General features: G+C 45.4%; 18 protein-coding genes and 1 rRNA gene. 10 read left to right on the top strand and 9 right to left on the bottom strand.

The features are described 5' to 3' along the window. The 9 genes from ACFSUF_RS22875 to dnaA all read right to left on the bottom strand — a co-directional run. A 16S ribosomal RNA gene (locus ACFSUF_RS22875) occupies nt 1–127 on the bottom strand; the annotation flags it as partial. 302 nt (nt 128–429) lie between these two features. Then, a complete protein-coding gene (locus tag ACFSUF_RS22880) occupies nt 430–1,491 on the bottom strand; it encodes an HD-GYP domain-containing protein (RefSeq protein WP_377606977.1) in 1,062 nt (353 codons plus the stop codon). A 73-nt stretch (nt 1,492–1,564) separates the two neighbouring features. After that, entirely contained in the window at nt 1,565–4,114 is a 2,550-nt protein-coding gene (gene gyrA / locus ACFSUF_RS22885) for a DNA gyrase subunit A (protein ID WP_377606979.1), read from the bottom strand. 244 nt (nt 4,115–4,358) lie between these two features. Beyond that, on the bottom strand, nt 4,359–6,269 hold the full coding sequence (gene gyrB / locus ACFSUF_RS22890; RefSeq protein WP_377606981.1) for a DNA topoisomerase (ATP-hydrolyzing) subunit B: 1,911 nt from the start codon (nt 6,267–6,269) through the stop codon (nt 4,359–4,361). Nucleotides 6,270–6,302: 33 nt separating this feature from the next. Then, entirely contained in the window at nt 6,303–6,551 is a 249-nt protein-coding gene (gene remB / locus ACFSUF_RS22895; protein WP_377606983.1) for an extracellular matrix regulator RemB, read from the bottom strand. A gap of 37 nt (nt 6,552–6,588) precedes the next feature. Further along, complete coding sequence (recF, locus tag ACFSUF_RS22900; RefSeq protein WP_377606985.1) at nt 6,589–7,701, bottom strand: DNA replication/repair protein RecF; 1,113 nt, start codon at nt 7,699–7,701, stop codon at nt 6,589–6,591. Next, nucleotides 7,701–7,916 carry a S4 domain-containing protein YaaA gene (gene yaaA, locus ACFSUF_RS22905; RefSeq protein ID WP_377606986.1) on the bottom strand — a complete coding sequence of 72 codons (216 nt, stop codon included), beginning with the start codon at nt 7,914–7,916 and terminating at the stop codon, nt 7,701–7,703. The genes recF and yaaA overlap by 1 nt, the downstream gene beginning before the upstream one ends. Nucleotides 7,917–7,937: 21 nt before the next feature. Beyond that, nucleotides 7,938–9,080 (bottom strand): DNA polymerase III subunit beta, encoded by a 1,143-nt coding sequence (gene dnaN, locus ACFSUF_RS22910; RefSeq protein WP_377606987.1) that lies wholly within the window; start codon nt 9,078–9,080, stop codon nt 7,938–7,940. Between the two features lie 208 nt (nt 9,081–9,288). Next, nucleotides 9,289–10,644, bottom strand: coding sequence for a chromosomal replication initiator protein DnaA (gene dnaA, locus ACFSUF_RS22915; RefSeq protein ID WP_377606989.1), 1,356 nt, complete (start codon nt 10,642–10,644; stop codon nt 9,289–9,291). A 531-nt stretch (nt 10,645–11,175) separates the two neighbouring features. On the opposite strand from dnaA, the gene rpmH reads away from it, so the two are divergent. The 10 genes from rpmH (at nt 11,176) to ACFSUF_RS22965 (ending at nt 20,374) form a co-directional block, all read left to right on the top strand. Next, nucleotides 11,176–11,310, top strand: a complete 135-nt coding sequence (gene rpmH / locus ACFSUF_RS22920; RefSeq protein ID WP_377606991.1) for a 50S ribosomal protein L34 — start codon at nt 11,176–11,178, stop codon at nt 11,308–11,310. A gap of 351 nt (nt 11,311–11,661) precedes the next feature. Next, entirely contained in the window at nt 11,662–12,018 is a 357-nt protein-coding gene (gene rnpA, locus ACFSUF_RS22925; protein WP_377606993.1) for a ribonuclease P protein component, read from the top strand. 109 nt (nt 12,019–12,127) lie between these two features. Continuing rightward, a complete protein-coding gene (gene yidC, locus ACFSUF_RS22930) occupies nt 12,128–12,868 on the top strand; it encodes a membrane protein insertase YidC (RefSeq protein WP_377606995.1) in 741 nt (246 codons plus the stop codon). After that, nucleotides 12,865–13,485 carry an RNA-binding cell elongation regulator Jag/EloR gene (jag, locus tag ACFSUF_RS22935; protein WP_377606997.1) on the top strand — a complete coding sequence of 207 codons (621 nt, stop codon included), beginning with the start codon at nt 12,865–12,867 and terminating at the stop codon, nt 13,483–13,485. Before yidC ends, jag begins: the two co-directional genes overlap by 4 nt. Nucleotides 13,486–13,609: 124 nt before the next feature. Beyond that, nucleotides 13,610–14,986 (top strand): tRNA uridine-5-carboxymethylaminomethyl(34) synthesis GTPase MnmE, encoded by a 1,377-nt coding sequence (mnmE, locus tag ACFSUF_RS22940; protein WP_377606999.1) that lies wholly within the window; start codon nt 13,610–13,612, stop codon nt 14,984–14,986. 42 nt (nt 14,987–15,028) lie between these two features. Continuing rightward, nucleotides 15,029–16,921: a tRNA uridine-5-carboxymethylaminomethyl(34) synthesis enzyme MnmG gene (gene mnmG, locus ACFSUF_RS22945; RefSeq protein ID WP_377607001.1), complete on the top strand. Its 1,893-nt coding sequence runs from the start codon at nt 15,029–15,031 to the stop codon at nt 16,919–16,921. A gap of 11 nt (nt 16,922–16,932) precedes the next feature. Then, nucleotides 16,933–17,655 (top strand): 16S rRNA (guanine(527)-N(7))-methyltransferase RsmG, encoded by a 723-nt coding sequence (rsmG, locus tag ACFSUF_RS22950; protein ID WP_377607003.1) that lies wholly within the window; start codon nt 16,933–16,935, stop codon nt 17,653–17,655. 150 nt (nt 17,656–17,805) lie between these two features. Next, on the top strand, nt 17,806–18,621 hold the full coding sequence (gene noc, locus ACFSUF_RS22955; RefSeq protein ID WP_377607005.1) for a nucleoid occlusion protein: 816 nt from the start codon (nt 17,806–17,808) through the stop codon (nt 18,619–18,621). A 144-nt stretch (nt 18,622–18,765) separates the two neighbouring features. Next, on the top strand, nt 18,766–19,527 hold the full coding sequence (locus ACFSUF_RS22960) for a ParA family protein (protein WP_377607007.1): 762 nt from the start codon (nt 18,766–18,768) through the stop codon (nt 19,525–19,527). Then, entirely contained in the window at nt 19,520–20,374 is an 855-nt protein-coding gene (locus tag ACFSUF_RS22965) for a ParB/RepB/Spo0J family partition protein (RefSeq protein ID WP_377607009.1), read from the top strand. The genes ACFSUF_RS22960 and ACFSUF_RS22965 overlap by 8 nt, the downstream gene beginning before the upstream one ends. Nucleotides 20,375–20,432 lie beyond the last annotated feature (58 nt).

A 20,432-nucleotide genomic window follows, 5' to 3' on the forward strand; every position in this document is an offset into this window, starting at 1 on the left:
CTACGTGTTACTCACCCGTCCGCCGCTAAGTATCAGAGAAGCAAGCTTCTCCTCCACTCCGCTCGACTTGCATGTATTAGGCACGCCGCCAGCGTTCGTCCTGAGCCAGGATCAAACTCTCCATAAAAGAAAAGCTGATGACTCATTGTTGATGCTGACTTGTTTATTAAAGTCACTGTCATGTGACTGCTTAATTCGCTCGATGTTCAGTTTTCAAAGATCAAACTGTGATACTTCTTGTCGTTTCGCTCGTTGTTCTTGTCAGCGGCGACTTGAATAATATATCACATCCGCCTAGTACTTTGCAAGCTTTTTTTAAAAATCATTATGATCATGATTCAACTACTCATAATCACCAGCATAACCACCGGGCGGATTAACAATATAACACCGTGGGCAATCTAATGTCAACCCGCTCCGATAACTTTTTTACTGAATGACTTCCTGTATGTAGTATTGCCTGTCTATTGTCAGATTAACGATATGTCCGTCCACTTTGACCCATGGCCTTGTCGGATGCGCACGATCGGAGAATACAACCTCTCCAATTCGATTGTCGTTAAGCCGTACAACGGTACCGTTACCGAATTGAGTTACCTTTTGAATGAACGTCTGCACCAATGCAGGATCTAACTTCCCGAATGACTCCGCAAATAATTGTTCCAGAACCAAATACGGCGATTCCGCCTTCTTATGTGCCCGCTGGCTGGTCATTGCATGGAAAATATCTGCTATGGCAACCACTTTCGCGTAGATATGGATCTTTTCATCTTTAAGTCCCAATGGATACCCAGTACCGTCAATTTTCTCATGATGCTGCAACGCCGCCAGTTTCACACCTTCGTTGATGGCAGGTACGTTTTTCAGCAAATTATAACCGTATACCGTATGCTTCTTCATTTCTTCGAGTTCTTCCATTGTCAGTTTAGACGGCTTATTTAGAATGGCCGCATCCACTTTAATGTTCCCGATGTCATGAAATAGGCCGGCCAGCGCGATCTGCATCCAGTCTTTATTCGGGAAACCGTGCCACCTGGCAAGAAGGTATGAGGTTAGAGCTACCAGGATACTGTTGTGGTATACATAATCGTCGCTCCCGTTCATTTTAGGCAAAAACGTAAGTATATTATAGTGGTCCATGAGCTGCACCAAAGACTCCATCTGCTGGCGGATATCCAGAATAGGCAAGCCCGCTCCGCCGTTGGCTGTGTTTACGGACTTTTTCAGCAAGGCGATCATACGGTCGTATTCAGTATAAAAAAGATTACCCGTATCTTGGCCTTCAGGTTCAAGCTGCTGCTGTTCTGTCTTTACCGGAGTTTCATGCTTGCCTTCCACTGTTACAGCCGGAATAAGAAATGCCTTCAATACTTCAATATCCCTTGGAACTAGCTGCTTTCCCTTAAAAAAAAGGGTTCCCCCAAGCGAGGTAGTCACGTTTTGGTTTAATTTTTCCCCTGATCTGAGCTGCGATACATTTACTATGGGCATATTTGGCTAAACCTCCCTAATCCTCTATTCGAAAAAAAGGACTGGAGTTCAGCGCTCCAATCCTTTAATTGTTTTATGCTTCTGTATCCGGATCCTGTGATGTTTGTTCCTCTATTGAACCCTCTGTTTGTTCGGCTGCCGGGTCATGATTCTGGTCCAGTACATCTTCCGCACCGTCCTCATCGTCATGTTCCGTCTCCTCACTCTTCTCTACACGGGTCAACGTAGCTACTTCATCATCTTCTTTAATATTAATCAGCCTTACCCCTTGGGTATTGCGTCCCATGGTGGAGATGGCCGCTATATCCATACGGATCAAAGTGCCGGAAGCGGTAATGATCATCAGATCCTCATCTGTTTTCACTACCTTAAGACCTACCACTACACCGTTCTTGCTAGTAACGTTGAGTGTTTTGATCCCTTTTCCGCCGCGTGACTGCGTCCGGTATTCGGAGATTGGCGTACGTTTGCCATATCCTTTGGATGTAACGATAAGGATGTCATTCGTTTCCTCAATCACGTCCATATCAATTACCGAATCATTCTCGCTCAGCGTGATCCCTTTTACACCGGTTGCGGAACGTCCCATAGCACGCACGTCCTGCTCAGGGAAACGGATCGACATGCCGTCGCTGGTACCCATTACAATTTCTTTCGTACCGTCCGTGAGTTTCACACCGATAAGGGTATCGTCTTCACGGAGGTTAATTGCAATGAGTCCGCCCTTACGGATGTTCGAGTAGTCATCAAGCGGCGTCTTCTTCACGATTCCCGACTTCGTTGCAAAGAAGAGGAAGTGCTCTTCGTCGAAGTTCTGCACAGGAATCACCGCATTGATCTTCTCTCCCTGCTCAATCTCGATCAGGTTGATAATCGGAGTTCCTCTTGCCGTACGGCTAAGATCCGGAATTTCATATGCTTTAATCCGGTACACCTTGCCTTTGTCGGTGAAGAACATCAGATAGTGGTGAGAGTTCGTTGTGAACAAGTGCTCTACGAAGTCATTCTCCTTCGTATCCATACCCACTACACCGCGTCCGCCACGGCGCTGGCTGCGGTATGTTGTAATCGGCAGGCGCTTCACATATCCGCTGTGCGTGACGGTAACGACTACTTCTTCCTGAGGAATCAGATCCTCATCAAGAATGCTCTCTTCACCAACAGTAATCTCCGTACGGCGGGGATCAGCGAAACGATCCCGGACTTCCATCAATTCCGTGCTAATGATATCAAGCACTAACTGCTCACTTGCAAGAATAGCCTTGTATTCCGCGATCTTCTTCATAAGCTCCGCATATTCGTTCTCGATTTTCTCGCGTTCCAGGCCCGTCAGGCGCTGCAGTCGCATATCCAGAATCGCTTGGGCTTGCTCCAGGCTTAAATTGAATCGGGAAATCAATCCCTCACGCGCAATGTCTGTAGTCTGGGAAGCACGGATCAATGCGATCACTTCATCCAAATGATCGAGAGCGATACGCAATCCTTCGAGAATATGCGCTCTAGCTTCCGCCTTCTTAAGTTCAAACTCCGTACGGCGGCGGATAACTTCGATCTGATGCTGCAGATAATGATACAGTACATCTTTCAGATTCAGCACCTTAGGCTCACGGTTTACCAGAGCCAGCATATTGATCCCGAAATTGGACTGCATGGAAGTCTGTTTATATAAATTATTAAGAACTACGTTAGGTACTACATCACGGCGGAGCTCAATAACGACCCGCATCCCGTTACGGTCGGACTCGTCCCGCAGATCGGTAATGCCGTCGATTTTCTTCTCGCGTACCAGTTCGGCAATCTTTTCGACCAAACGGGCCTTGATGACTTGATACGGCAGCTCATGAACAATAATTCTGGCTTTGCCGTTGTTCTCCTCAATCTCAACCTTCGCCCGCATCGTAACAGAACCGCGGCCGGTAGCATAGGCCTGACGGATCCCCTCACGGCCTAGGATATAGCCGGCTGTAGGGAAATCCGGTCCTTTGATGTAATCCATAAGCTCTAGTGGAGTAATATCCGGATTTTTTATCAATGCCATAACGCCGTCAATGACTTCTCCGAGGTTATGCGGAGGAATATTTGTTGCCATACCTACCGCAATGCCCGTTACCCCGTTCACCAGCAGATTCGGGAATCTTGCCGGCAATACAACCGGTTCATGCTCTTCACCGTCATAGTTCGGGGCGAAGTCTATCGTTTCTTTGTTGATATCGCGCAGCATCTCCATAGCAATCTTCGAGAGCCTTGCTTCCGTGTAACGCATTGCCGCTGCATAATCACCGTCGATCGAACCAAAGTTACCATGTCCGTCTACAAGCATGTAGCGCATTGAAAAATCCTGCGCCATACGAACCATGGACTCATAAACCGCAGAATCACCGTGCGGATGGTACTTACCGATAACTTCGCCGACAATCCTTGCGGACTTCTTGTAAGGCTTGTCCGAGGTCATTCCGAGTTCGGACATCGCGAACAGTATCCTTCTATGGACGGGTTTCAATCCGTCTCTTACATCCGGAAGAGCACGGCTTACAATGATGCTCATCGCATAATCCATGAACGAGTCTCGCATCTCCGTGCCGATATCTCTATCTTTGATTTGGGAACGTATTTCTTCCGCCATGCTGAACCTCCTGAACGTCTTCCTTACAGGAAAACTTTATATCAATAGCTGATTCTATTGTTCAAACTGACTTAGGTCTGTGGTAGGAATAATCAGGCTGCCGTTCTTGTTGTAAAGAAGGTTAGCTTCATAAACACACTATTTATAATTATATTACTTTCACAAAAAGAGTACAATTAAACTTTCCCAGAATCTGCGTGCTATTTTAAAAAACCGCCCGGTAACGGACGGTCTTCCACATGTATTAAAAATCGAGATTCTTAACATTTTTAGCATGCTGTTGGATGAAATCCCTGCGGGGTTCGACATTGTCGCCCATGAGCGTATCGAAAATCATATCCGCATCAATCGCATCCTGGATGGATACCTGAAGCATGGTACGGCTTTCCGGATCCATCGTCGTTTCCCAGAGCTGCTCCGCATTCATCTCTCCAAGACCTTTGTAACGCTGTACGTTGACCTTGGCGCCTTCTCCGAATTCAGCAATAATCTGATCTCTCATCTTCTCACTGTCCGCGTAACGGATCACTTTGTTGCGCTCAATCTTGAAGAGCGGAGGCTGTGCAATATACACATAGCCTGCTTCAATCAGCTGCCTCATGTACCGGTAGAAGAACGTTAGGATCAGCGTGCGAATATGCGCACCGTCTACGTCGGCATCTGTCATAATGACGATTTTGTGATAACGGGCCTTCGTGATATCGAAGTCGTCCCCGATTCCCGTGCCTAGCGCCGTTATCATAGCCCGGATCTCCAGATTCGAAAGAATCTTATCGAGTCTTGCTTTCTCTACGTTCAGAATTTTACCTTTGAGCGGCAAAATTGCCTGGAAGTGACGGTCCCGTCCTTGTTTGGCTGAACCTCCTGCAGAGTCACCCTCTACAAGGAAAATTTCGCTTTGCGCTGCATCCTTGGAAGAGCAGTCAGCCAGCTTTCCTGGAAGCGAGCTTACCTCGAGCGCGCTCTTGCGGCGGGTCAGCTCACGCGCTTTCCGTGCGGCCTCCCGAGCTCTGGCTGCCTGAAGACCTTTATCAAGAATCTTTCTCGAAACGGCAGGATTCTCCTCTAAAAACTCCTGAAACTTCTCCGCAAAGAAAGACTCTACAATCCCTCTAACTTCACTGTTCCCGAGTTTTGTCTTCGTCTGGCCTTCGAACTGGGGCTCAGGTATTTTCACGGAAATGATCGCTGTCAGGCCTTCACGGACATCATCGCCCGATAGGTTCGAATTATTGTCTTTGATAACACCTGTTTTACGGGCATAGTCGTTAATAATTCTAGTCAGCGCACTCTTAAAGCCGGACTCATGCGTACCGCCTTCGTGCGTGTTGATATTGTTAGCAAAAGAGTAGATGTTCTCACTGTAGCTGTCATTGTACTGGAGAGCCACTTCTACATGGATATGATCCTTTTTGCCTTCCACATAGATCGGCTCCGGATGAACCTTCTCTCTGTTGCGGTTAAGATAATCTACGAAAGACACGATTCCCCCGTCATATTTAAACGAATTTGCTACATCCGTGCGCTCGTCTATGAGGTTGATCTCGATGCCGCCGTTCAGAAAAGCAAGTTCCCGTATACGGGACTGCAGCACGTCATAGTCGTATTCAGTCGTTTCCGTAAAAATTTCAGAGTCGGGTGTAAACGTAACCGAAGTACCGGTATCCGCTGTTTCCCCGATGATTTTGATGTCATACTCAGGCGCACCGCGGCGGTATTCCTGCTGATGGATTTTGCCTTCCCGCTTTACGATGACCTTGACCATGCTGGACAGCGCATTCACTACGGAAATACCTACCCCGTGCAGGCCCCCGGAAACTTTATAACCCTCTCCGCCGAACTTACCGCCGGCATGAAGGACCGTCATAACAACTTCAAGCGTTGATTTCTTCAGTTTCACGTTTTCCCCGACAGGGATTCCCCGTCCGTTGTCCGTTACGGTCACACTGTTATCCTTATGAACGGTTACATCGATTTTCGTACAGTAACCGGCCAAAGCCTCGTCAATACTGTTATCTACAACTTCCCATACGAGATGGTGAAGTCCTTTCGATCCGGTCGAGCCGATGTACATTCCCGGTCTCTTACGAACGGCTTCCAGACCTTCCAATACTTGAATCTGACTTTCGTCGTACGTGTGCTGTTCCAAAGACATGGCTTGTCACCTACTTATTTATTTTCGAATGGTCTACATCGTTATGAAATGATTGGCGCGTTTCTTCAAAGTTGTGGAGGAAATGGGGGAATAATAGATTCGGTCACGCGTCACCACGATAGACTTGGCTTCTTCTTCTCCGATGGTTTCCATCTTCTTGTCTTCTTCCGCATATTCTACAAATTGCTTGGAGATTTTGGATGAGCTCTCGATTGAAATATCAAAAATAGCGATTAACTCGGAAGAACGAATGATCTTCTCGCCGCCCAAATGAATAAACAATACCGCTCTCTCCTTCCTGCCGCAAACCAATCTATAATTATAGGGCGATACTGCCGTTTCGAACCTGAAACAGCTTGGCACCCTGTAAACGATTCAGATTCACACTCTCAATTCCGGTCGTCGTGATGAAAGTCTGAACCTTATTCTGAAAAGTTTCTATCAACTGCGTCTGACGGTACTGATCAAGCTCTGAGAGCACATCATCAAGAAGAAGTATCGGGTACTCTCCAACCTCTTCCCGGATCAGTTCGATTTCTGCCAGTTTTAGGGACAGGGCAGTTGTACGCTGCTGGCCTTGGGAACCGAACGTCTGTACGTCCTTCCCGTTAATGGAAAAAACAAGATCATCCCGATGTGGTCCGGCCAAAGTGACACCCCGCCGGATTTCCTGATCTTTCACCTGGGATAACTTTAACATAAATTGTTCAAAAACAATAGTTTCATCCTGAACATCCTTGGCTCCGAAAGAAGGAACGTAGTCGATTCGAATCTGCTCGGCCCCGTTCGTAATCCCGGAATGAATCTGCTGGGCCCACTGTTGAAGTTTATTTATAAAGCTTTGACGCTTTTTCATAATTTTAGTACCGTACTGGACCAACTGCTCATTCCACACTTCCATCATGGCTTGGTTGGTCACGCTGGTGAAATTGCCTGCTTTCAGCATATTGTTACGCTGCGCCAGCACTTTGTGGTATTGCGAAAGGTCGTAAAGATAGGCCGGCTGCACTTGCCCGATCTCCATATCAAGAAAACGGCGGCGTACGCCCGGAGAGCCTTTTACAATTTCCAAGTCCTCCGGAGCGAACATCACCACATTGAGTGCGCCTATAAAATTACTTAACTTTTTTTGTTCGAGACCGTTGATTTTGGCCTTTTTGCCTAAAGGGGTGATAGATAGGTCGAGCTTGACGGTTCCGTATTTCCGTTCCACTTCTCCATGAAGCTGGGCGGCTTGGCCGTTCCAGGAAATCAGCTCTTTGTCCTTAGAGGTGCGATGCGATTTCGTCAAAGCCATGACAAAGATCGCCTCGAGTAAGTTGGTCTTCCCCTGTGCATTCGGTCCCAAAAAAATATTTACATTCTGATCCGTTTCGATTTGAACTTTGTCATAGTTCCGATAGTGATCCAAGGTTAACTGTTTAAGAAACATCAGCTCCGGGTCACCTGGTATTCGCCGAATCCCTCCACCTTTACCGTATCCTGTGGATAAAGTTTTCGTCCGCGGCGGTTTTCCGGTTCGCCATTCACATGAATCGTTTCTTCCTGAACGAAAAATTTAGCTTGTCCACCTGTGGATATCACATCGGCCAGCTTCAGGAATTGTCCAAGCGTGATGTATTCGTCTTTAATCGCAACGCTTTTCATGACTTCACAGGTCCTCTCGGTTTAGTTCGTCGTCCGGTATGGCAAAATCAGATACAAGCTGCTTACATGATCATTCGGTTTAATAATGATCGGGCTCATCGCACCGGTGAAACCGATATGAATCGACTCACTGTCGATTACTTTTAATACGTCAAGCATGTATTTGGAGTTAAAAGATATTTTCAGTTCTTCGCCGGTCATCATGTCAACGTCTAATCCTTCGGTTACTTTTCCTAATTCGGATGAGCTGGAAGAGATTTCGACACTTTTCTCGTCTTTCGTAATCAGCTTCACGATGTTGGTCTTCTCTTCGCGCGACAACAGGTAAGCACGGTCGATTGCTTCTGTAAACTGTTTGGTGTTCAGAACTAGTTCTGTTTTGTAGACGGTCGGAATAATCTTAGAAGTATCCGGATAAGTTCCGTCCAAAATACGGGAATAGAACAGAACAAAGTCAATCTTGAACAATACCTGGTTATCGGCGACGACAATATCTACCATGGTGTTCTGATCTGGAATGATTTTGCTTAGTTCATTCAAAGTTTTCCCTGAAATAACGATGTTATGAAAGTTCAATTCCGGATCGGCTTCAATGGCTGCTTCACGTGTAGCGAGCCGGTGACGATCCGTTGCAAGAAGTTTCAGTTCACCGTTAGTCAATTTCCATAGAATCCCCGTTAGAATTGGAGTTGTTTCGTTTGTCGAAATTGCGAAGACTGTTTGCTTGATCATTGTTTTCAGCAGATCTCCAGGAACGGACAAAACGTGATTCTCTTCAATACTCGGAAGCACCGGGAATTCTTCGGGATCCATACCGACCATTTGAATATCAGAAGAGCCCGAACGGATAAAGGTTTGGAATTGTTCCGTGACTTCAATTTCGATTTCCTGAGACGGCAGCTTTTTAATTATTTCTACGAAAAATTTAGCAGGCAATACGACGCTGCCGGCTTTTTGGATTTGAATAACGGTTTGATTGTTATGCTCTATAGGGATAAAGCTTTGGATTGAAATATCGGTATCGCTGGCGGTTAAGGTTACGCCTTGGTAGGTAGCTTCAATCTTAATTCCGGTAAGAATAGGAATTGTAGTACGGCTGGAGATGGCTTTGGATACATGGCCGATGGAATCGTTCAAATAACTTTTCGATATTGTTAATTTCATATTGTCACTCCTAGACAAATTTAAATCGCTTAGTCCTATTCTTTAAACGCTCCGCATACACTATCATAATACTTTTATTTTATTAGTAATAGTAGTAGGGGCACTGAATATGTGGATAAGCGATAATTTCATACATGAGATAAGCCTATCCACATGTGAATAGAGTGTGCATAGGCTTATACGTATTTAAATTCAACTGTGAACAACTTTAGGAAGAATTTTTGATCTTCTCGGTGATGTTGTTGATGATTTTGTACAGTTCCTGATCCTGTTTCATTGCAACCGCAATTTTGTCATGAGCGTGGATTACCGTAGTATGGTCTCTGCCTCCGAATGCTTCGCCTATTCTTGGAAGAGAGAAATCCGTTAATTCCCGGGAAAGATACATGGCAACCTGGCGCGGGAACGCTACGGCTTTGGTACGTTTCCTTGCTTTGAACTCTTCCAGCTTCAGTCCGTAGAATTCGGATACTTTCTGCTGAATATCGAGAATGGTAATGACCTTCGGGCGGCTGGAAGGGATGATATCCTTCAGTGCTTCGGCAGCCAGATGCGAGGTGACGTCCTCGTTAATCAGCGACGAATACGCTACTACACGGATTAACGCGCCTTCAAGCTCGCGGATGTTGGAATCGATCTGATTCGCGATATACATCATCGCTTCGTTAGGGATATCCAGGTTCTCCGCTTTCGCTTTCTTCCGCAAGATCGCAATCCTCGTTTCCAGATCAGGCGGTTGAATATCTGTGATCAAACCCCATTCAAACCGGGATCTGAGCCGTTCTTCCAGTGTCGGAATCTCTTTCGGAGGCCGGTCACTGGAGATAATAATCTGCTTCCGTTCTTCGTGCAGCGCGTTAAACGTATGGAAGAATTCCTCCTGCGTCTGTTCTTTACCGGCAAGGAACTGAATATCGTCGATAAGAAGAATGTCGATATTTCTGTATTTGTTTCGGAAGCTTTCACCGCGGTTATCCCGGATGGCGTTAATGAATTCGTTCGTAAACTTCTCTGAAGAGATGTATAGAACGCGGCTTCTAGGGTTATTTTCTAATATATAATGGCCGATCGCATGCATTAAGTGGGTTTTGCCCAGACCTACGCCCCCATACAAAAACAACGGGTTATATGCTTTGGCCGGCGCTTCCGCTACCGCGAGCGAAGCTGCATGCGCAAAACGGTTCCCCGAACCGATGACGAACGTATCGAATGTATATTTAGGGTTCAGCATATGGTTGAATTTCTCTTCTTGAACAACAGGCGAAGCCGGCTGCACCACAGGTGGCTGCACGGGTTCTTCCTCTTCCGGCCCATTCTCCTCGATGACAAATTTCACATCCACGGTATAACCCATATATTCCTGAACAGTTGTGCGTACAAGTTTGGTATACCGGCTTTCTAGCCACTCACGGGCAAAAGTGTTCGGTGCGCAAATAATTAGCGTAGACTCGTTAAACACTTTGGCTTTCGTTGATTTCAACCAGGTATCAAAGCTGGGTTTGCTCAGCTTGGTCTGGATGACAGACAACACCTGCTGCCATAAGTCGTTCTTCTGGCCTTCCACAGAATGTATCCTCCTTTAAAAAATTGCATGTGGCTAGAGCCATGAAAATACAGTATAGGACATTATCAGAAAAATGTCGAATTATCCACAAAGTTAAGAGAATGAAAAGAGGCTTTATAAAGAAGGGGACAAATTGTTCACAATGTTATCCACAGCCTGTTAATAAATATGGGGAGAATTCGAAGGTATCCACATAAAAAGTAATCTTATAATATCAAAACGGTGCCTGGTTTTCAATGAAATCCGCTAATTTATCCACAATTTCAATAGGTTGTGTACAGTTTTTATGAACAACACAAGATATTGTTTATAGTTTGTTAAAAAAGGGGCATTTTTGACGAAACCTGACGAAAACTTATACACAAGTCCTAGGTTGTTGATAATATTTTATCGAACGCCGTCGACCTGTTACTGCCTGTTGATAATTATTTTTCCACAATGGATTTTCGGTTGACTTTTAGGAGGGGAGATGGTTTAATGTATAAAGGCATTTTATGCAAAAGAACGTATTTCCTTAGGAGGTGCAAATAGATGAGACCTACATTTAAACCGAATGTTAGCAAACGCGCGAAGGTTCATGGTTTCCGTAAAAGAATGAGCACGAAGAACGGCCGTAAAGTTCTTGCCGCTCGTCGTCTAAAAGGCAGAAAAGTTATCAGCGCATAAGAAACAGGCCACTGCAGGTGGCCTTTTTGCATTTTTCACTCAGGAATAATCGTGCTTCTTCTATAAGAATGCACATATACCTGGGGCTTAAGAAGATTCAGGCTTCTGAACCGGTCGGGGCCGCATGCCTCGCAACCCTTTTGCGGGGTTATTTGTTGTGCCTGTTTATGTTTCAAATATCGGAAAGAATACCTTTTTCGCTATACCCGGTTCTGATTTTCTCCGGAATGAAACGAACTTCCGCCTTCAAGGACCCGCGAAAGACATTTCACCATGCCTGCTCAGGTTTAGATTAGCCTGCAAATGTAAAAACTTGAAGTTGAACGAAATACGGTGCCGGTGGAGAGTAATGTGCAAAAAGAACTGCGTTTAACCCGAAGAGAAGATTTTAACAAGGTGTACCGGTATGGAGTTTCCGCGGCGAATCACCAATTTGTCGTATATAAGCTGTCCCAGGCCTCCGTGGATACGATTCGTGTCGGCATCTCGGTCAGCAAGAAAGTTGGAAACGCGGTCATCCGCAACCGGATGCGCCGGCTTGTCAAAGAAATTATGAGAAAGCACGAACCTGCGGTGCTCCCTCATTATGATCTGGTGTTTATCGTCCGGAAACCGGCAGTGGATATGGAATTCGACCAATTGGAGAAGAGTTTGCTGCATGTGCTCAGAAAAGCTTCATTATTGAAGCCGCGCGCAAGGAATACATAGCATTCAGGCCAACCCAGGATCATTTCCATTATACCCGGTTCTATGATATATTTTATTTGGTGACATCTATCTATTGAATGGATATGGAAGGTTAGAGAGGAGTTTTGGTGTGTCTCGTCGTAAATGGCTTGTCTTTGCATTGATTTCCGTTATGCTTGTGCTGTCGGGCTGCGGAAATACGACTGCTCCGATAAATCCGGAGAACGGGATTTGGGATCGTTATTTTGTGTATCCTCTATCTAAGTCGTTAGATTGGTTTGCTGATTTATTTGGAGGTCAATACGGTTTATCCATTTTAATTGTTACCGTGATTATCCGATTAATCATTCTTCCGTTGACGCTAAAGCAGTATAAGAGCTCCAAGCGTATGCAGGAGATTCAGCCGGAATTAAAGAAAATTAAAGAAAAACACAAAGATAACCCTCAAAAGCAGCAGGAAGAGACCATGAAACTGTTCCAGTCTCAAGGTGTGAATCCTCTGGCCGGCTGTCTGCCGATCTTTATCCAGATGCCGATTCTGATCGCTTTGTATAATGCGATCGTGCGTAACTCCGAGATCAGCGGCCACACGTTCCTATGGATGCAGCTGGGAGAGAAGGATCCTTATTATATCCTTCCGTTGATTGCAGCTTTGACTACGTTTATTCAGCAGAAGATGATGTCAAGCCAGATGACGGCACAAATGCAGAGTCTGATGTTTATCTTCCCGGTTTTGATTTTTGTTATGGCGATGAACTTTGCAGCGGCTTTGCCGTTATACTGGATATACAGTAACATTTTCACCATTGTTCAGACTTACTTTATTTATGGAAGATCTCAAGCGAATACTAAGGGAGAGGTTTCCAAATGAAAATGGTCTCTACGGGGAAAACGATAGATGACGCTGTCAGAGCCGGGCTTTCGGAACTGAACGTCTCGGAGGATCGGGTTGAAATCCTTGTGCTGGAACAGCCGACCAAGGGTTTCCTTGGTTTTGGCTCTAAGCCTGCTAAGGTAGAGTTGACTCTCTTGCCTGAACCTGTCGATCCGGTTGAGGAAGCGATGAACTATTTGTTACAGATCACTCGCTCGATGAACTTGGAAGTTTCCCTGGAGAGGCACAATTCCAGAGATGGAATACTGATTAATCTGGTTGGCCGCGAATTGGGTATTTTGATCGGCCGCAGGGGTCAGACATTGGATTCCCTTCAATATTTAGTGAATATCGTTGGCAACAGGTATTCAACATCCCATCTGCGGATTCACCTGGATGCTGAAAATTTTCGGGAACGGCGGAAGCAGACACTTGAGGAACTTTCCGAACGCTTGGCAGGCCGTGTGTTGAAAACGAGAAAAGAAGTAGTTCTCGAACCGATGTCCTCCCAGGAACGCAAAGTGATTCATGCCAGGCTTCAGAACCATCCGAAGGTGAAAACCTACAGTAAAGGCGATGAACCGAATCGCAGAGTTGTAATTGCAATGAAATGAATCAAACGCAATGACTTCCCTAGACGGATGCGAAGTCATTGCTTTTTTTGATATAACGGAAGTTGGAAATAGAAGCTTTTAGGGCAAGCTATGAGGAATTATTGCCTAGGAAATGAGGTGCATTATGATTTCAGATACGATTGCCGCGATTTCCACTGCTGTGGGGGAGGCGGGGATCGCGATTATTCGCGTGAGCGGAACCGATGCGGTGAAAGAAACGGAACGTATTTTCAAAAGCAAAACCCCGCTGACAGAGGTGCCGACGCATACAGTGACCTACGGTCATATCTTTAATCCAAAAGACGGCATTAAAGTTGAGGAAGTGCTGGCCATTGTAATGCGTGCTCCACGCTCGTTCACGATGGAGGATGTTGTGGAAATCCACTGCCATGGCGGTGTGGTATCCGTAAAGCGGGTGCTGGACTTGCTGCTGCAGCAGGATGTGCGTTTGGCGGAGCCGGGCGAGTTCACGAAGCGTGCCTTTATTAACGGTCGTTTGGATTTATCGCAGGCCGAAGCCGTTATTGATCTGATTCGTTCGAAGTCGGACAGGGCTTTTAATATAGCGTTAAAGCAAGTGGACGGTGCATTGTCCAAAAAAATTAAACAGATCCGGCATGAACTGATTGAACTGATGGCTCACATTGAAGTGAACATTGATTATCCGGAGCATGATGTACAGGAAATGACGAGTTCCTTGATTGTAAACAAAAGTACGGCTGCTATAGAAGAGATTGACCGTCTGTTGAAGACGGCCAGCGAAGGGAAGATCCTGAGGGAAGGTATCGTCACTGCAATTGTTGGTCGTCCTAATGTAGGGAAATCATCTTTGTTAAATGCTTTGGCTCAAGAGAATAAAGCGATTGTAACGGATATTCCGGGTACCACCCGGGATGTAATCGAGGAGTTTGTCACGATTAATGGCATTCCACTAAAGCTTTTGGATACGGCGGGGATTCGGGAAACTACTGACCTTGTCGAGCAAATTGGGGTGGAGAAATCAAGAAATGCGCTGGAGCAGGCCGACTTGATCCTGTTTGTGGTAAACTATAATGAGCCTCTGCATGAAGATGAACTTGCAATGATGCAGCAGCTCCAAGGGAAGCAAACCATCGTCATCGCAAATAAAACGGATCTTCCGCAGCAGGTTGATTTGAAGGTGCTTTATTCGCATTTTCCAGCTCAACAGGTAGTTACATTGTCCATATTGGAACAGGAAGGGCTCGATCAACTGGAAAAGGCGATTTCAGGTTTGTTTTTCAGCGGCACATTGGAAAGCAACGATTTGACGTACGTCAGCAACGTCCGGCATATCGCACTTCTAAAGCAGGCAAGACAGTCGTTAGAAGAGGGCAAAGAGGCTGCAGAAGTGTACGTTCCTATAGATATGATTCAGATCGATATTCGTCTTGCTTGGGAACGGCTTGGTGAAATCATCGGGGACGCAGTCAGTGAATCGTTGATTGATCAAATTTTCTCCCAATTTTGTTTGGGCAAATAATAGATAAGCGTTCAAGCTTTAGGTACAAGGAGGTAGAAAACATTGAATTATGCAGGCGGAAACTACGATGTTATCGTTATCGGTGCGGGCCATGCAGGCTGTGAAGCCGCACTCGCATCTGCACGTATGGGCTGCGAAACTATGCTGCTTACGATTAACCTGGATATGGTTGCGTTTATGCCATGTAACCCCTCCATCGGCGGGCCGGCTAAAGGCCATGTAGTCCGGGAAATCGATGCGCTGGGCGGAGAAATGGGCCGCAATATCGATAAAACTTATATTCAAATGAGAATGTTGAATACAGGAAAGGGGCCGGCGGTTCACGCTCTTCGTGCGCAAGCTGATAAGTTTTCCTATCAGCACATGATGAAGGAAACCATCGAAAGAACGGATCATCTCACGCTGCGGCAAGGAATGGTCGAGCAATTGATCGTGGAAGACGGCAGCTGTGTCGGAGTCATCACCAAAACAGGTGCTGAATACAGGGCCAAAGCTGTAGTGCTTACCACAGGGACGTACCTGCGCGGTAAAGTGATTATGGGTGAGCTGATGTATGAGAGCGGTCCTAACAACCAGCAGCCTTCAGTAAAGCTTTCTGAGCATCTGCGGGAATTGGGCTTACAGTTGGTACGTTTTAAGACAGGCACGCCTCCGCGGGTACACAAAGATACGATTGATTTTTCCAAGACGGAAATCCAGCCTGGAGATGCGGAACCAAAGTTTTTCTCATATGAAACAAAAGAAGGTCCCGAGTCGGAACAGCTGCCTTGCTGGTTAACGTATACATCAGGGGAAACCCATCAGATTATTAGCGATAATCTCCACCGTGCACCAATGTTCTCCGGTGCGATCGAAGGGACCGGGCCGCGATATTGCCCATCCATTGAAGATAAAATCGTGCGTTTCAGCGATAAACCGAAGCACCAAATTTTTCTGGAACCGGAAGGACGCAATACATCAGAGTATTACGTGCAAGGGCTGTCTACCAGTATGCCGGAAGATGTGCAGCTGAACATTTTGCGTTCCATTCCAGGTCTGGAGAAAGTAGAAATGATGCGTACCGGTTACGCCATTGAGTATGATGCGGTTGTTCCAACCCAGCTTTGGCCTTCGTTGGAAACCAAGCTGATCAAGGGGCTGTTTACAGCCGGTCAGATTAACGGAACATCCGGATACGAGGAAGCGGCAGGCCAGGGTATTATGGCAGGGATTAATGCAGCCCGCAAGGTACAGGAGAAAGAGCCTGTTATTTTGGAGCGGTCCCAAGGTTATATCGGTGTCTTAATTGACGATCTGGTAACTAAAGGAACAAGCGAGCCTTACCGTCTCTTGACCTCTCGTGCTGAGTATCGTTTGCTTCTCCGCCACGACAATGCGGATCTGAGATTGACACCGATTGGTTATGACATCGGGTTGATTCCTCAAGAGAGGTATGACCGGTTTGTCGACAAAAAGGAACGTGTTGAAGCTGAGATCAAACGACTGGCAGAAGTGAAAGTGAAGCCGGATGAGCGGGTTCAGGCTATTTTGGATGAAGCCGGAACAGCAATGATAACCCAGGGAACAGATGTTCTTTCTCTGCTTCGCCGGCCTGAGGTTACTTATGAACATGTGGATAAGCTCCTTGAGGAACCTTCAGGTTTAACGGATGAAATGAAGGAACAGGTAGAAATCCAAGTAAAATACTCGGGATACATTGAGAAACAGCTTCTACAAGTGGAACGTCTTCGTAAGATGGAGAAGAAAAGGATTCCGGAAGATATCGAGTATCATGAAGTTCATGGTCTGGCGAATGAGGCGAAACAAAGACTATCCGAGATTCGTCCTATCTCCATCGGGCAAGCTTCCCGGATTTCCGGAGTTACGCCGGCAGACATTTCGATTCTTCTTGTATACCTTGAACATTATAACCGCGTAACTGCAGCTCGCGGATAGAGGAATGGAACATGGATAACGTAAAGGAACAATTTACAGGACTTTTGCAAGAAAAGGGATTAACCGTTACGGAGGAACAATGGAACCAGTTTGAGGCATATTACCGCGAGCTGGTTTCCTGGAATGAAAAGATGAATCTAACCGGCATAACAGATCGGGACCAGGTCTATCTGAAACATTTTTATGATTCCATCTCTCTTGCTTTCTACATCCCTATGGATAGTGTTTCTACGATGGCGGATGTAGGTTCAGGCGCGGGATTCCCCAGCATACCTTTGAAAATTATGTTTCCTCATCTGAAAGTAACGATTATCGATTCCTTGAATAAGCGGATCCATTTTCTTACCCACTTGGTGTCGGAGACAGGGTTGTCTGAGGTAACTAGCCTGCATGGCAGGGCGGAAGACATGGCCCGTAAACCGGAGCTTCGAGATCGGTTTGATTTAGTTACTGCCCGTGCTGTTGCTCGTCTCAATGTGTTGAATGAATTTTGTCTTCCGTTTGTGCGGAAGGGCGGAACGTTTGCCGCTATGAAGGGTTCGAACCCTGCGGAGGAGTTGGATGAAGCAAAGGGCAGTCTGAAGAAACTGAATGCTGTACTTCATGAAGTGCATTCATTCAAACTTCCAGTTGAATTGTCTGATCGCCATATCATGGTCATTCATAAGAAGGATGTTACCCCAAAAGCTTATCCTAGAAAAGCAGGGACTCCTTTGAAAAGTCCCTTGATGTGAGATGGCTCTCGGAATGTTTCACGTGAAACATTTACCATTTTGTGAAAAGATCAATTTTTATGTAGAAAAAGCAGGAAATGAAACAGGTGTTGGAGAATTGTTGTAAGTAGAGTTCCGTTTTTTACTACAGATCGGGTGGTATTGATCGCTATGAAAGAGCATATTTCAAAGCTGTTTGGCTTAAATGAGAAATTAAACAACGATGAAGTGAGAAATCTGCCTGTCGATGAGCTGGTTCCAAGCCCCTATCAACCTAGAACGATTTTTGATGATGAACGCTTGGATGAGCTGTGCCAGACGATCCGTACCCACGGTATCATTCAGCCGGTAGTCGTTCGGGTTCGGAACGGACAATATGAACTCATTGCCGGTGAACGGAGATGGCGTGCAGTTAAGAAGCTGGGAATGGATACGATTCCTGCTATCGTACGCGATTTCAATGATTCCCAGACGGCTTCTATTGCTTTGATCGAAAACTTGCAGCGTGAAGGGTTAACATCTATTGAAGAGGCTAGTGCTTACCAGCAGTTAATTGAGATGCATGATCTCACTCAGGAAAGCTTGGCTCAACGTCTAGGTAAAAGCCAATCCACGATAGCGAATAAAATTCGATTGCTTCACCTGAGTGAACCGGTAAAGGCCGCTTTGTTGGAGCGTAAAATTTCGGAACGCCATGCAAGAGCTTTATTATCTTTGGATACCGAAGAGCTGCAGCAAAAAGTGCTGGATGACATCATCAGCAAAGAGTTGAATGTAAAACAGACGGAAGCGCGCGTTAATTTTTATAAAGAGGCATCTAAGTTGAAGAAGCAGAAGCGAATTTCTTTTACTAAAGATGTTCGCCTTGCCTTGAATACGATACGTCAATCCGTTGAAATGGTAGTTGGCTCCGGTTTGGAAATTAAGACGAATGAACGTGACCTGGAAGATCACTACGAAATTGTAATTCAAATTCCTAAAAAATAAGTAAACTTATTACTGCTAGGAGCGGCGGATTGCCGCTTTTTCTGTCTTTATGGAATATTTCCTATGATCAACAGCATGGTAGAAGTAGACATCTAGTTTCATAGACTGCTTTTTTGGGCGAAAATTGATAGAGGTGAAATGGTATTGTCTAAAATTATAGCCATTACAAACCAGAAGGGCGGAGTAGGGAAAACTACAACCTCCGTTAACTTAGGTGCTTCCCTGGCTTCTTTGGGAAAACGGGTTCTGCTCGTTGATATAGATCCGCAAGGCAATACGACCAGCGGAATAGGAATTAATAAAGCTGATGTGAATTACTGTATTTATGACATCATTATCAATGATGTTCATCCTAAAGATGCTATTTGTGATACAAATATTGAAAACCTTAAGGTTATACCTGCAACAATTCAGTTGGCGGGAGCGGAAATCGAGCTGGTGCCAACGATTTCAAGAGAGGTCCGATTGAAAAAATCGCTCTCTCTTGTTAAGCACATGTTTGATTACATTCTCATTGACTGCCCGCCATCTTTAGGCATCCTTACTGTGAATTCTCTTACGGCAGCAGATTCGGTGATTATCCCAATTCAATGTGAGTATTATGCGTTGGAAGGACTTAGCCAGCTGCTAAATACGGTTCGTTTGGTTCAAAAACACTTGAACACGACTCTCCAAATTGAGGGCGTTCTCTTGACCATGCTCGATGCAAGAACAAACCTAGGTATCCAAGTGATTGAAGAGGTTAAGAAATACTTTCAGCAAAAAGTCTACCAAACCATCATTCCTAGAAATGTTCGTTTAAGTGAAGCACCGAGCCATGGACAATCCATTATCACCTATGATTCCAGATCGAAGGGCGCGGAAGTGTATATGGAACTAGCCAAGGAAGTGATTTCATATGAGTAAGCGTTTAGGCCGTGGATTAGATGCGTTGATTCCATCCCTTAATGTAAGCGAAGATGATAAAGTGATTGAAATTCCAATTAATCAGCTTCGGGCCAATCCTTATCAGCCGCGGAAAACATTTAATGATGAAAGCATTCAGGAACTGGCTGCATCCATTAAAGAACACGGTGTTATTCAACCAATCATTGTGCGTACGGTGCTCCGCGGTTATGAAATTATAGCTGGAGAACGCAGGTATAGAGCTTCGCAGGTTTGCGGCAAACCAACCATTCCAGCTGTTGTCCGGAAGTTTACAGATCAGCAAGTAATGGAAATTGCACTCATTGAAAACCTGCAGCGTGAGGATTTAAATGCAATTGAAATAGCCATCGCCTATCAGGCTTTGATTGATCAATTCACACTAACCCAAGAGGAATTGTCTGCGAAAGTAGGCAAGTCACGTTCTCATATCGCTAACTTTTTACGACTGCTTCAACTTCCTGAAGAGATCAAAAACTATGTTTCACGTGGAACACTGTCCATGGGCCATGCCCGTGCCATTGCGGGATTAAAGGAAGAGAACTCCCAGAAGGATATGGCAGAGTTATCCATTCGCAATTCCTGGAGTGTACGCGATCTGGAAGAAGCAATCCAACGAAAAGAGGAAGAATCTTCCACGCCAAAAGATAAAGCGATCCAAAATAGGATGAAAAATAAGGATCCTTATATTCATGAAATCGAAGATGGATTAAGGGATAGATTTAAGACAACAGTAAAAATTAAGCATGCAAAAGATAAAGGAAAGATCGAATTACTGTACTTTTCTAAAGAAGATTTGGAACGGTTATTAACCCTTTTACAAGGTTAAAGGAATTTACAACCATTGCAAGCCAACTCGGAAGCATACCCTCGGGTGTGCTTTCTTT

The organism is Paenibacillus gansuensis (assembly GCF_042684925.1).
Lineage (GTDB): Bacteria > Bacillota > Bacilli > Paenibacillales > DY6 > Paenibacillus_N > Paenibacillus_N gansuensis.

What these genes read in the sequence shown, in the direction of transcription:
- ACFSUF_RS22880 (WP_377606977.1), bottom strand. Translation starts at nt 1,491, where the DNA reads ATGCCCATAGTAAATGTATCGCAGCTCAGATCAGGGGAAAAATTAAAC.
- gyrA (WP_377606979.1), bottom strand. Translation starts at nt 4,114, where the DNA reads ATGGCGGAAGAAATACGTTCCCAAATCAAAGATAGAGATATCGGCACG.
- gyrB (WP_377606981.1), bottom strand. Translation starts at nt 6,269, where the DNA reads ATGTCTTTGGAACAGCACACGTACGACGAAAGTCAGATTCAAGTATTG.
- recF (WP_377606985.1), bottom strand. Translation starts at nt 7,701, where the DNA reads ATGTTTCTTAAACAGTTAACCTTGGATCACTATCGGAACTATGACAAA.
- yaaA (WP_377606986.1), bottom strand. Translation starts at nt 7,916, where the DNA reads ATGAAAAGCGTTGCGATTAAAGACGAATACATCACGCTTGGACAATTC.
- dnaN (WP_377606987.1), bottom strand. Translation starts at nt 9,080, where the DNA reads ATGAAATTAACAATATCGAAAAGTTATTTGAACGATTCCATCGGCCAT.
- rpmH (WP_377606991.1), top strand. Translation starts at nt 11,176, where the DNA reads ATGAGACCTACATTTAAACCGAATGTTAGCAAACGCGCGAAGGTTCAT.
- jag (WP_377606997.1), top strand. Translation starts at nt 12,865, where the DNA reads ATGAAAATGGTCTCTACGGGGAAAACGATAGATGACGCTGTCAGAGCC.
- mnmE (WP_377606999.1), top strand. Translation starts at nt 13,610, where the DNA reads ATGATTTCAGATACGATTGCCGCGATTTCCACTGCTGTGGGGGAGGCG.
- rsmG (WP_377607003.1), top strand. Translation starts at nt 16,933, where the DNA reads ATGGATAACGTAAAGGAACAATTTACAGGACTTTTGCAAGAAAAGGGA.
- noc (WP_377607005.1), top strand. Translation starts at nt 17,806, where the DNA reads ATGAAAGAGCATATTTCAAAGCTGTTTGGCTTAAATGAGAAATTAAAC.
- ACFSUF_RS22965 (WP_377607009.1), top strand. Translation starts at nt 19,520, where the DNA reads ATGAGTAAGCGTTTAGGCCGTGGATTAGATGCGTTGATTCCATCCCTT.